This is a genomic window from Halorussus sp. AFM4 (assembly GCF_051194995.1).
GTDB lineage: Archaea > Halobacteriota > Halobacteria > Halobacteriales > Haladaptataceae > Halorussus.
The window spans coordinates 240,784-253,252 of sequence record NZ_JBNTJT010000002.1; the positions used below are offsets into that span (position 1 = coordinate 240,784).

At 71.6% G+C, this 12,469-nt stretch carries 11 protein-coding genes; 2 read left to right on the forward strand and 9 right to left on the reverse strand.

Going from position 1 to position 12,469, the window contains the following annotated elements:
* Positions 1–17 precede the first annotated feature (17 nt).
* The 8 genes from ACQUQF_RS09480 to ACQUQF_RS09515 form a co-directional block, all read right to left on the reverse strand.
* The gene (locus ACQUQF_RS09480; RefSeq protein WP_435178109.1) at positions 18–1,322 is read right to left on the reverse strand and encodes an MFS transporter; all 1,305 of its coding nucleotides are present in this window, start codon (positions 1,320–1,322) and stop codon (positions 18–20) included.
* 88 nt (positions 1,323–1,410) lie between these two features.
* Positions 1,411–2,847: a hypothetical protein gene (locus ACQUQF_RS09485; protein ID WP_435178111.1), complete on the reverse strand. Its 1,437-nt coding sequence runs from the start codon at positions 2,845–2,847 to the stop codon at positions 1,411–1,413.
* Between the two features lie 166 nt (positions 2,848–3,013).
* Complete coding sequence (locus ACQUQF_RS09490; protein WP_435178113.1) at positions 3,014–4,342, reverse strand: PAS domain S-box protein; 1,329 nt, start codon at positions 4,340–4,342, stop codon at positions 3,014–3,016.
* Positions 4,343–4,396: 54 nt separating this feature from the next.
* Entirely contained in the window at positions 4,397–4,792 is a 396-nt protein-coding gene (gene paaI / locus ACQUQF_RS09495) for a hydroxyphenylacetyl-CoA thioesterase PaaI (RefSeq protein WP_435178115.1), read from the reverse strand.
* Positions 4,793–4,920: 128 nt separating this feature from the next.
* Positions 4,921–5,532 carry a tRNA (cytidine(56)-2'-O)-methyltransferase gene (locus tag ACQUQF_RS09500; protein WP_435178117.1) on the reverse strand — a complete coding sequence of 204 codons (612 nt, stop codon included), beginning with the start codon at positions 5,530–5,532 and terminating at the stop codon, positions 4,921–4,923.
* Between the two features lie 100 nt (positions 5,533–5,632).
* Positions 5,633–6,439 carry an arylamine N-acetyltransferase family protein gene (locus ACQUQF_RS09505; protein WP_435178119.1) on the reverse strand — a complete coding sequence of 269 codons (807 nt, stop codon included), beginning with the start codon at positions 6,437–6,439 and terminating at the stop codon, positions 5,633–5,635.
* A gap of 105 nt (positions 6,440–6,544) precedes the next feature.
* Entirely contained in the window at positions 6,545–6,877 is a 333-nt protein-coding gene (locus tag ACQUQF_RS09510) for a BsuPI-related putative proteinase inhibitor (RefSeq protein ID WP_435178121.1), read from the reverse strand.
* A 203-nt stretch (positions 6,878–7,080) separates the two neighbouring features.
* The gene (locus ACQUQF_RS09515) at positions 7,081–8,274 is read right to left on the reverse strand and encodes a S8 family peptidase (RefSeq protein ID WP_435178123.1); all 1,194 of its coding nucleotides are present in this window, start codon (positions 8,272–8,274) and stop codon (positions 7,081–7,083) included.
* Positions 8,275–8,434: 160 nt separating this feature from the next.
* Between ACQUQF_RS09515 and ACQUQF_RS09520 the strand changes: the two genes are divergently transcribed.
* Positions 8,435–9,190, forward strand: a complete 756-nt coding sequence (locus tag ACQUQF_RS09520) for a DUF2797 domain-containing protein (protein WP_435179512.1) — start codon at positions 8,435–8,437, stop codon at positions 9,188–9,190.
* Positions 9,191–9,263: 73 nt separating this feature from the next.
* Here the strand turns inward: ACQUQF_RS09520 and purM are convergent, their stop codons facing one another.
* Positions 9,264–10,280, reverse strand: coding sequence for a phosphoribosylformylglycinamidine cyclo-ligase (gene purM / locus ACQUQF_RS09525; RefSeq protein ID WP_435178125.1), 1,017 nt, complete (start codon positions 10,278–10,280; stop codon positions 9,264–9,266).
* A 148-nt stretch (positions 10,281–10,428) separates the two neighbouring features.
* Between purM and ACQUQF_RS09530 the strand changes: the two genes are divergently transcribed.
* Complete coding sequence (locus ACQUQF_RS09530) at positions 10,429–12,429, forward strand: MEDS domain-containing protein (RefSeq protein ID WP_435178127.1); 2,001 nt, start codon at positions 10,429–10,431, stop codon at positions 12,427–12,429.
* Positions 12,430–12,469 lie beyond the last annotated feature (40 nt).

A 12,469-nucleotide genomic window follows, 5' to 3' on the forward strand; every position in this document is an offset into this window, starting at 1 on the left:
CCGGGCCGCGGCGCCGGTCAGTCCACCCGGGCCGCCCCGGTCGCCTCGCCGACATCGGCGCTCTCGGACGTCCCTTCCTGCCGGACCGGGGAGACCAGGACCCAGAGCCCGCCGGCCGCGAGCGACAGGCCGACCCCCGCCCAGGGGAGGAACCCGACCGGGCCGAGCAGCTCCGCGCCCCAGCCCGCGACGATGCGGGCGACCCCGCCGACCAGCGCCAGCGCCATCGACGCGCCCGACAGCACCGTCGCCCGCCCGACGTTCGCCAGCCGGTCGTTGAGGTACTGGTTGCGGACCGGCCGGACGATCGTGTGGAGGCCGCGGTTGAGGAACAGCACCGGCACCACGAGCACCGGGGCGACCGCGATGCCCGCGTAGGCCAACGTGTACAGCGGGATCAGCGAGACGAACACGCCCCGCGTGCCGACGCGGTCGTGGAGCCAGCCGACCGTCGAGGCCGCCCCGGCCGAGACCAGCTTGAACCCGGCGTACAGCACCCCGAACCCGACGACCGGGACGCCGACCGCGGTCAGCGCGGGCTGCTCGTAGACGCGGGTGACGACGAACAGCGAGTTGAACAGCGCGGCGTAGGCGACGACCCACCGCACCTCGGGCCGGCGGACCTGGAGGCGGAGGATCTCGATCGCCTCGCCGACCGTCAGGACGTCGTCGGCGTCGGCGCGGTCGTCGCTCGATTTGGGCGACTTCGCGTCGTCCGGTGCTGCTGTCCGCGTCGCCGAACCGGTCGACCCCTCGTCGGAGAGGCGCTCGACGGTCGGGAACGTGTACAGCAGCGGGATGCCCAGGACCGCGAGACCCGCGTTCGCCAGGAACGGGTACGCGGGATCCACGCTGTAGAGCAGTCCGCCGAGGATCGCGGTGACCGCGGACGTCACGAGTTCGGCCACGTTCCCGCGGCTCTCGATGGTCGCGTACGCCGACTCGTCGTAGCGGGCCTGGAGCAGTTCGTACAGCCAGGCGTCCTGGGTGCCCGACCGGAACGCCCACCCGGCGGCCCAGACGACGTGGAGCGCCAGGTACACCGACCCCGACTGGACGAAGGGGTACGCGAGGACGACGGTCGTCCGGAGGACGGCGCCGACGACCAGGCTGCGCCGCCGGCCGAGCCAGTCGCCGACGTACCCCGAGGGGACCTCGGTGACCAGCATGCCGAAGGCGAACACGGCGTAGGCGAGCCCGACGAAGTCGAGCCCGAACCCCTTGTCCCGGAGGAGGAGCACGGCGACGGGGAGGTAGAACCCCGACGAGTTCGTCGCCCGGAACAGGTAGTACCGCCGGAGCAGGGCGCGCGACTCGGCCATCGGTCGTGGCTACTCGACCGACCGCCTTGACGTCTTCCGGAACTCAGATTTTGTAGGAATACGTACCATTCGACCCGGCGATCCGCGGCTACTCGACGGTGAAGGTGACGCGGTACCGGACCGTCGACTCGCCGTCGTTGCCGGCGGGCGATTTATCCTCCTCGTCCCCGGCCGATTCGCCGCCTTTCGTTCCGCTCGGACCGTCGCCATCCATCGCGGTCGTCTCGCCGGCCGCCTCCTCGCTTGCCGCGTTCGTCACGCCGAGCGACCCCTCGACGGCGTACTCGCCCGCCGCCAGGTCGGCCGGGACCCGGTAGGTCTCCTCGACCGACGCGCCCGGTGGGACTGTCGTGTCCAGCGTGACGTTCGCGACCGACTCGACGCGTCGCCCCTTCGTGCGGACGTAGTCGCTGTCGGCGTAGGCGTCGGTCCAGAGCAGGTGGCCGGCACGAGGGTTGCGGGAGTTCGCGCCGGCGTCCGTGGCGTCCCCCGCGTCTGCAGGCCGACATCGGACGACGCCGAAGGGCCGCGGCGCGTCCGAGGTGAGCCGGAGCGTCGCGTCGCCGTCGTTCCGGAGCGAGAGGCGGAGCCGGCCGTCGCGAACCGTCGCCGCCACCGAGACGGGCACCGGCTCGCGGGTCTCGACGTAGGTCGTGTAGAACGTCCCGTCGAGCCGGACGTACCGGTGCTCGCGGAGGTTCGCCAGCAGGCCCGGCGGCGCGCTGTCGAACCCGAACGCGCCCCTCGCGCGGCCCGCCCGCCGGACGAGTCGCCGGGTCCGCGCGGGGGCGTCGTTGGCGTCCCAGACCGTCCCGTCGACCGTCTCGGAGACCGGGACTTCGACGCCCGAGATCGCGTACGGCGGCCCGGCGTCGGTGACCTCGACCGAGAACGCGACGACGTCGCCGTGGTACCGGGCGGCGTCGTAGGTCTCGAAGAACGAGGCGAGCGCGGGCCAGACGTAGTTCAGCTCCACGCCGCCGTCCCGGGCGAGTCGCAGCAGTCCGCTGGCGACGTAGTCCTCGCGGGTGACCGCCCGGCGGTACGTCCCGTAGTCGGCGATTTCGCCAGCGACGTCGTCGACCGCGACCGTTTCGGCGGTGACCCGATGAGTCGGGAAGGTGTCGTCCAGCCGGTAGCAGGTCCCGTCGCGCTCGACGAACGGGGTCGCGCTGGCGAACCGGCGGAGCCACTCCGGCGGGTCGGGGGTCCGGTAGCCGCCGGCGAGCGCCGCCCGGACCACTCCGCGCTCGCGGTCCGAGAGGTCGGCGAACGGGGTGACGCGACCGCCGGGGTCCGCGCCGAGGTCGTTGAGGCGGACCACGTGGTCGTAGGTCTCGGCCGCCGAGACCGAGAGCGAGACCGCGCCGTCGCGCTCCTCGGAGTCGGCGACCGCCATCCGGGTCGCGGCGCCGGCCGGCGCGCCCCCGTCGGACAGCCGCGCGTCGGTGACGGACCCGCCGACGCAACCGGCGGTCACCGCCGCCGCGCCGGCGGCGAGGCGGAGGAACGGGCGGCGCTTCATACCGGTCGATGACGTGCAGGGTTCAAAAAGATGCGGGGATTGAAGTAGCAAACGGCGGCTTCCGTTTCCGTCCGAGCTCCGCGCCGGCACGGTCCGTCTTCGCGGCCGAGTCGGTCAGCCCGCGCAGTCGCTCGGCGTCGACACCGTCACTCGCGGGCACGGGCCGTCACTCGTCGGCGCAGAACGTGACGTCCGTGAACTCGAAGCGAGCGCCGCCGGTCTCGCTCTCGGTCAGCGAACACTCCCAGTCGTACACCTCGGCGAGGTCGCGGACGAACGTCAGCCCCACGCCCGTCCCGCCCGACGACGCCGCGGTCGTGTACCCCGCCTCGAACACCGTCTCGCGGTCCTCGGGCGGGATTCCGAAGCCGTCGTCGGCGACGTAGAACCCGGACGGGAGCTCGCCCACCGTCACCGTGACCTCGTCGTCAGATCGGTCGCCTGTTCCATGCTCCACGGCGTCGTCGGTCTGTGGCCGACGGCTTGTCGAGCCGTGCTCGACAGCGTCCTCGCGAGCCTGCGAGCGAGGGCTCGTGGAACCATGTTCCACGGCGTTCTCGAACAGGTTCTCGAGGAAGTGCCGGAGGTACGTCTCGTTCGCGCGGACGACCCGGTCGGTCGCCACCGTCAGCGACCCGGCGGACGCGTCCACCGCGTCCCACGCTTCGCGCGCCGCGGCGTCGAGCGGGACCGGCTCGGCGTCGCCGACGGCGTCCTGGCCCCGCGCCAGTACCAGCAGCACGTCGATGACGTCGTCGATCCGATCGAAGGCGTCGGCGACGTATCCGACCGCCTCGGCGTCGGCGTCCGCGGGGAGCCGTTCGCTGTAGATCTGGCCGATCTGGACGGGGTTGCGCAGCTCGTGGGCCAGCATGCTGGCGAACGACTCGAGCCGCTCGTTCTGGCGTTCGAGCCGGCGCTCGCGCTCCTTGCGCTCGGTGACGTCCCGGACCACCCCCACGCGCTCGTGTTCGTCTCCCTCCCCGGGGATGACCGCGAAGCTCGCCTCGGCCTCGAAGGACTCGCCGTCGGCGGTCTCCATCGTCGCCTCGACGGTCTCGGTCCGGTCGTCGCCGGTCAGGAGGTCGCGGTAGATCTCCTCGGCGGCCGCCATCACCTCCTCGCTGACCAGGAACGACGAGTCGCGGCCGACCAGGTCCTCGGTCGGGTAGCCCACCATCTCGGCGAAGGTCTCGTTGACCAGGGTGAACCGGTTGTCCTCGTCCTTGACGTAGATGCCGTCGTTGACCGTCTCGACGATGGCCTCGTACCGCCGGAGGTCGCGGTCGGTCGTCCACCAGACCCGGACGCCGTCGGCGACCTCCTTGGACTCGACGCCGTCGCGCGCGGCGAGCTCGTCGAGCGCCTCGCGGGCCGTCCGCCGACCGCAACCCAGCTCCGCCGCGACCTCGCCCGCCGTGACGGGTTCGCTCGACGGGCCGTCGGCGTCGAGGACCGCGAGGACGTCGGCGAGCGTGATTCCGGACGGAGACATGTGCAGGCAGTTCGCACGGCTACCTCATAGAATTTCCGTCGCGGGCTTTACCCGTCAGGGGAGGTATACGCGACCGCGGAAGTCGGCGACCGCCCCGCCGTCCTCGTCGGTGACGGCGACGCGGTAGGCCGCGGTCCGGCCCCGCCGGTGGACGCGCTCGGCCTCGGCGGTCAGGGTCTCGCCGACCTCGACCGCCTCGAAGTACGAGACGTTGGTCTCCATCGCCAGCGCGGTCTCGCCCTCGGCGTTCGACGCGGCGGCGAACGCGGCGTCCGCCAGCGAGTAGACGGCCCCGCCGTGGGGCGTCCCGTGGAAGTTGAGCAGGTCGTCGGTGACGGTCAGCTCGGTCGTCGCGGCGCCGGGGCCGAGCGCGACGAGGTCGATGCCGAGCGTCTCGCAGAACGGGTCGGACGCGATGCGCTCGCGGCGCTCGTCGGGGACGTCGGTCATGGGGGCAGTTCGGGCGACTGCCACTTATAACCGGACCGCCCGGCCGGCCAGTGGGGCTCGGGTCACCTGTTCCGCCCGGGCGGTTCCGGATTCTCCGACCGCCTGGCGGTCACGGACCGGGCCGTCACCTACTCCTCGTCGACGGGGACGACCGTCTTGCCGGTCGGCTCGGGGACGACCCGGCGGTCGGCGTCGGTCCACTCCCGGTCGAGCTCCCGGCCCTCGAACAGCCGGTCGAGGAACACCGCCAGCCCCGCGACCTCCGAGTGGGGCTGGTTGGTCACGCCCACGTTCCAGTCGGCGGCCTCGTACACGTCGAACGAGACCTTCTGGGAGCCGACGACGATCAGGATCGGGTGACCGTCCACTCCGGACTCGCCCGGCTCGGCGTCGCTCTCCTTGTCGGCCTCCTCGCTCGCCGCGTCCTCGCCCCGGTGGGCGGCGCGGATCTCGGCCTCGACGTCCTGGACGCGCTCGCCGTACATCGTGAGGTGGACGACCTTCCCCTCCCAGTCCCGGAGGACGGCCTTCGGGCTGTCGGTCAGCTCGACCGCGAAGGGGCCGCCGAACCGGTCGGTGATGTCCGCGACCGTCTCGCGGGACTTGCCGGCCTCGCCCGCCAGGATCGCGCGGTCGGCCCCCAGCGCCCGGGCGGTCAGGCCGACGTGGGTCGTCATGCGCTCGTCGCGGCCCGGCCGGTGGCCGAGGCGGAGGACCGCGACCTCGGGTTCGCCTTGCATGCCCCAGAGTCGGCGGTCGGCGGGTTAGGGGGTTTCGGAACGCGGCGGGCGCTCACGCCGGTGGCGCTACGTCTGTCGGCACTGGCGCGGACGGCCGGAGTCAGGCCGGGCCGTACCGCAGACCGAACTCGGCTTCGAGCAGGTCGTGGTACTCCTCGGGGTCGACCTCGCGCTCGGCCCGTCGGCCGCCCTCCGAGCGGGTCAGTTTCTCGGGCGAGAGCTTCAGGTGGCCCCGCTCGGTGGCCACCGAGACGGTCGGGTCGCCGGTGAACCCCGACTCGGGCGCGGTCGAAAGGTACTCGCAGGTGGCCTCGAAGTAGCTCAGTTTGCGGGGCGCGGTGTCGAAGACGTACCGGTCGTTCCACTCGTCGTCGTCGGGCTGTTGGTACTGGGTCATGTAGGTCGCGTCCGGCCGGTCGCTCTCGACGACGCGCCACGCGACGCCCGCGGCGTCGGTCCGGGCGCTCCCGTCCAGCGGCGTGGGGCGGCGCATCGTCGGGACGCCGCAGCCGACGTCCACGACGTAGGGACGGTCGAGCGTGACCAGGTGCGCGTGGTGGTTCGCCGGCGGGCGCGGGTCGCCGTCGTCGCTCAGCATCCCCGCGGCGATGCGGTCGGCGTCGAACCCGAGCTCGGCGAGCAGCCAGCCGAACAGGCCGTTGAGCTCGAAGCAGAAGCCGCCGCGCTCGCGCTCGACGACCTTCTCGTAGAGGTGGGGCAGGGTCAGCGTCACCCCCTCGCCGTCGCCGGGGCCGTGGGGGTCGCCGGTGACCGCTAGGGTCTCGAACGGGACCGACGTGACGTGAGCCCGCTGGAGCGTCCGGAGGGCGTCCAGGTCGGGGTTCTCGACGGCCGACCGGTCGAGGCCGATGCGCGCGAGGTAGTCGTCGGGGTCGGGTGACGCCATGGGACGTTCTTCGGACGAGGCTACGGTGACGCGGGACTTCAATTCTCGCTGAAGCGCGGTTTTGTAGGCCGTCTTACGGTTCCGAACGGTCGGCCCCGCGGGCGGCTACACCGAGAAGTCGGTCCGCGCTTCGGCGTCGTCGTCCGTCGCGTTCAGCGCGGCCACCACGGTGTACTCGCCCGGCGAGGGGTCGTCCCACGCGCCGGAGAAGACCGCGGCGTCGCCCGGGTCGACGGTCTCGGTCTGGAGCGCCTGGGCGAACATCCGGCCCTCGCTGGCCCGCCAGACCTCCTCGTCGCCGGCGAGCACGGCGAAGTCCGCCCGCAGGCTGCTCCGGAAGGTCAGTTCCGCTGGTTCGTCGCCGACGTTCTCGACGGTGTACTCGAAGACCACGCGGTCGGACTCGACCGTCGCGTCGACAGAACTCTCGAGCTCCATGGTTTATCCTGCTCTTTCTACTGCTGAAAACTTTTTGCCGGGGCACCGTTCTGGACTGTGCCAGACCGTCGAAACGGAGGGTCGTCACCCGACGAAGCGACGGGAGCAGACGGGCCGGCGAGGCGGACGGGGCTGACCGCCTCGCCGGCTCTGGCAGCGGTCGGTCGCCGTGCAGTCGTCGTCGCCCGGTCGTCACCCGGCGCTCAGTTGTCGCTGGAGTCGAGACCGAGCGCGGCCGCCGCGTCGAGCAGGCCGTGGCCCTGCTCGTTGCTCGACAGGCCGATGTCCTCGGCGGTGCTCTCCAGCCTGTCGCGGGCTTCGGCGTTCGACAGCCCGTTCGCCATCAGCTGGCCGGCGGCGCCCGCGACGTGCGGGCAGGCCATCGAGGTGCCGTCGTAGGTGTCGTACCCGCCGGGCACCGTCGAGTTGATCCCCTTGCCGGGCGCGGCGATGTCGATCTCGGGCCCCTGCGACGAGAACTCCGCGAGCTGGTCGTCTTGGTTGGTCGCGCTGACCGCGACGACCTCCTCGTACTTCGCGGGGTACTTCACGCAGTCGGTGCACGGCCCGGAGTTGCCTGCCGCGACCACCACGAGGACACCGTTGTCGTTGGCGTACTGCACCGCGTCCTTGAGGGTCTGGGAGCCCGAGTCCCCGCCCAGCGAGAGCGAGGCGACGTCCCAGCCCCGGTCGGCGACGTACTCGACGCCCGCTGCGATGTCCGAGAACGTCCCGCTGCCCGCGCAGTCGAGCACCTTCACCGCGTGGAGCGTCGCCTCGGTCGAGACGCCCCGCACGCCCTCGCCGTTGTTCACCGCGTCGGCGATGCCGGCGCAGTGGGTGCCGTGGTTGTTGTCGTCGGACCACGACTCGTTACAGGCGTTGCTGTTGCCGTAGAACGTGCAGTTGCCGGTGAGGCCGCCGGAGCCGCAGGAGACGAACGACTTGCCGGTACCGAGGTTGTCCCGCAGGTCGGGGTGGTCGTCGTCGATGCCGGTGTCGACGATGGCGATGTCGGCGCCCTCGCCGGTCTCGCCCCGGGCGTGGGCCACCTCGGCGTCCACCCGGTCGATGCCCCACGGCAGGCTCTGGGCGAACGCCTCCATCGTGCCGTTCTCCTCGACGTAGCGGATGTTGGGGTTCCGCTCCAGCGCGGTCGCCGCCCGCTTGGACAGCCGGACCGTGACCGCGTCGATGGAGTCGAACACCCGGACCGTCTCGTCGGCCTGCTGGACCGCCACCTGGCGGCCCCGCGCCGACGAGAAGCCGACGTTGACCTCCACCGTCTCGTCCGGCTCGGCCGCCGCGAGACCGCTGCCCGCCGCGGCCGTCGCGACGGAGGCACCGACTCCCTTCAGCACGTTGCGCCTCGACACACCGTTGTCGTTATCGGACATTGCGTGAAATTAATTAGGGCGGCACGGGATAAAACTTTTCTATCAATAAGTTACAAAATAAAGTCCGAAATCGGCGGATTTTATCGGAGCCCCGCGGTCGGCTCCCGTCCCAGTTCGCCCAAGCGGCACGCCTTTAGTACCCGAGCGCCAAGCCGTGACCGTGCAGATCGTCGGGTACGAGACGACGGGCGGCGACGGGCGGCCGGCGCTGCTCGTCGCCGCCGAGGGCGAGGTCCGCCGGGAGCCGTTGGAGCCGGGACGACGACTCGGCTACTCGCTCGGCGACCGCCGGTGCGCCGGGGCGCTCGACGGGACGGGCCACCGCGACTGCCCCAACGACGGTGCGCCCTACTGCGAGCAGCACACCAGCACCTGGGTGTGCGCCCGCTGTACCGGCACCTGCCTCAAGGACGAGATGGACTGCTACGACGACCACGCCATCTACCTCGCGGCGTTCGCGCCCGCGACGTTCAAGGTGGGGGTGACCCGCGAGTGGCGGCTCGACACCCGGCTCCGCGAGCAGGGCGCCGACCGCGCGGCCCACCTCCGGACGGTCGAGAACGGCCGCGTCGCCCGCGAGATCGAATCGCAACTCGCCGAGGAGTTCACCGACCGCGTGCGCGTCCCGTCGAAGGTCGCGGGGCTCCACCGGGACGTCGACGATGCGGCGTGGCGCGCGACGCTCGACGAGTTCGACCCCGTCGAGACGTTCGCCTTCGACTACGGCTTCGAGCTGGACGCCGCCCCGGTGGTCGAGACGCTGGCGACCGGCGAGGTCGTCGGCGTGCAGGGCCGGGTGCTGGTGCTCGCTCGCGGCGGGACGACCTACGCGGTGGACCTCCGGGACCTCGTGGGCTACGAGATTCGCGAGGAGGAGAGCGACCGGGAACTCCAGTCGAGTCTGGCGGCGTTCTGAGACGTCGACGGGTCCCGTCCGAGCGTTTATACCGGAGAAGGAGACGAACCGATAGCGTGCCGACCCGAACCGGTCAGTCCAGTTCCAGCCCGCGGATCGCGACCGCGTCGCCCTCGGCGACCTCGCCGATGATCCGCCCGTCGGTCTCGCCGGCCAGCGACTCGGCCTCGTCCTCGGAGAGCGCGACCACGAACCCGGTGCCCATGTTGAACGTCCGGTGCATCTCCTCGTCGCCGACGTTGCCCTCCGACTGGACGAACTCGAACACCGGCTGTGCGTCGAACGGGTCGGTGACCTCGTACCGGAGCGCGCCCATCCGCGAGAGGTTGGTCCAGCCGCCGCCGGTGACGTGGGCCGCGGCGTGGACCTCCCGGCCCCGGAGGTGGTCCAGCAGGTAGGTGTAGATGCGGGTGGGCTCCAGCAGGACCTCGCCGATGGTTGGGGTCTCATCCCCGTCCCTCTCCGCCTCGTCGTCCGGCGCCTGTTCGAGGGGGAGCGGGAACGGGTCGTCGTAGTCGTGGTTCCGGGTCGCGGCCTCGCGGGCCAGCGTCAGCCCGTTCGAGTGGATGCCGCTGGAGGGGAACCCGACCAGCGCGTCGCCGACCTCGGCCTCGCCGGGGAAGACCGCGTCCTTCGGCGCGAGGCCGACGCAGGCGCCCGCGAGGTCGAGCCCCTTGATGACCTCCGGCATCACTGCGGTCTCGCCGCCCACGAGGGCGACGCCGGCCTCCTCGGCGCCCGCGGCCAGCCCCTCGCCGACCTGCTCGGAGAACGCCTCGCTGGGCTCGTCGACCGCGAGGTAGTCGACGAACGCGACCGGTTCGACCCCCGAGGCCACGAGGTCGTTGGCGTTCATCGCGATGCAGTCGACGCCCACGGTCGAGTAGTCGCCCAGCGCCTCGGCCACGAGCAGTTTGGTCCCCACGCCGTCGGTCGCCAGCGCGAGGTAGCGGTCGCCGATGTCGAGCAGGCCGGCGTACTCGCTCTCGTCGATGTCGCCGACCGCGCCGACCAGCGCCGCGGTCGCGGCCTCGCTGGCCTCGATGTCCACCCCGGCGTCCGCGTAGGTGAGCTCCTCGTCGTCGGTCATGGTCGAACCGGCGCGGTCCGCGAGTAAAGTTCCACCGCTTGCGGACGCGCCGGCGCGTCCGGGCGTCTCGCCGGCGTCCGCTCGGTCGACCGCGCCCTCGTCTCCGTGAAGGCTAAATATATGCGTCTCCGCAGACTATCGGTTCAGCATGAGCCACGATGTCGAGAGCGACGACTACCGCGGCTCCCTCGACGTCGAGAGCGGGGTCGAGGCGCTCCGACGGAGCCCGGCGTTCCGCGGGCCGGTCGACCCGCCGGACGGCCGGGGCGACGGGCCGGCAAACGACCACCTGGCGTCGATACACGACTCCGCCGAGGAGCAGTTCGCCGCCGTCGCCCCGTTCGTCCGGCAGGGACTCGAGCGCGGCGAGCGCTGCCTGTACATCGCCGACGACAACTCCCGCGAGGAGGTACTGGCCGCGCTGCGGGACCGCGGCGTCGACGTCGACGCCGCGCTCGACTCGGGCGCGCTGTCGGTCCACACGCCGGCGGAGACGTACCGCCGGACCGGCGAGTTCGACCGGGACGCGATGGTCGAGTTCTGGGAGGACACCCTCGCGCGGGCGACCGACGACGAGGGGTACGCCGGCGTCCGCGCGGCCGCCGAGATGACGTGGGCGCTCGACGGGGGACCCGACGCCGACGTCCTGACCGACTACGAGGCGACGCTCAACTCCGTGTTCGCGGGCGAGGAGTACACCGTCCTCTGCCAGTACAACCGCGAGCGGTTCCCGGCCGAGGTCGTCCGCGACGTCATCCGGACCCACCCGCACGTCGCCTCCGACGGCGCGATACATCACAACAGCTTCTACCGGCCGCCCGAGGAGTACTTCGGCCCCGACGACCCGGCCCGCGACGTCGAGCGGATGATGGACTCGATGCGCGAGCGCACCGAGATGAAGGCGACCGAGCAGGAGCGCCACCGGTACCTGCGCCGCCAGTACGAGATCGCGGCCGACACCGACCGGACGTTCGGCCAGAAGCTCCAGGCGCTGTTCGAGCTCGGCTGCGAGCGCTTCGACCTCGAACTCGGCGGGCTGGCGCGCATCGACCCGGAGACCGACCTGTTCGAGGTGGAGGCCGTCAGCGGCGACCACGACTACCTGGTGCCGGGCGCGCGAGTGGCCCTCTCGGAGACGTACTGCCGGGTGCTGACCGACGACGCCGATGTGACCGGGGTCACCGACCCGGCGGACGACGGGTTCGCGTCGCTCGAAGCGTACGAGGAGTTCGGGGTCAGGACGTACCTCGGCACCCGCATCGAGCTGAGCGACGACCTCGACCGGTCGCTGTTCTTCGTCTCCTCGGAGCCCCGGGACGAGGAGTTCACGGACGCCGAGCGGACGTTCCACCAGCTGCTGGGCCAGTGGGTCAAGTACGAGCTCGAGACCGACCGCCACAAGGCCCGGCTCGAGAGCAAGAACGACCGGCTCGAGTCGTTCGCCAGCATGCTGGCCCACGAGCTCCGCAACCCCGTCACCATCGGGGAGATATACAGCCGACAGCTCCCCGCGGACGAGAACCCGGAGGCGGTCGAGTACGTCGCCGACGCCTTCGACCGCATCGAGGCGATGATCGACGTCATGCTGGTGCTGACGAAGGGCCGCGAGGCGGTCGACGGGTGCGTGCCGGTCGACCTCGCCGAGGCCGCCCGCGAGGCGTGGGCCGAGGTCGACGCCCCCGACGCCACGCTCGACGTCGACCTCGACCGCACGATCCAGGCCGACGAGACGTACGTGCGCCACCTGTTCCGCAACCTGTTCGAGAACGCTGTCGAGCACGGCTCGACAAGCCGTCGGCCACAGGCCGACGACGCCGTGGAACATGGTTCCACGAGCCCTCGCTCGCAGGCTCGCGAGGACGCTGTCGAGCACGGGATGACCGACCGATCCGACGACGGGGTCGCGGTGACGGTGGGCGAGCTCCCGTCCGGGTTCTACGTCGGCGACGACGGCCCGGGCGTCCCGCCCGAGGACCGGGACGTCGTGTTCGAGGCGGGGTACACGACCGCCTCCGACAACGGCGGCACGGGCCTCGGCCTGGCGTTCGTGGCGGAGCTGGCCGACGTGTACGGCTGGGAGGTCTCGCTGACCGAGGGCGCGTCGGGCGGCGCCCGCTTCGAGTTCCGGAACGTCGAACGGAACCAGTAGCGTCGCCTTCCCGACGGGACGAGTCCGATGCGACCTCTCG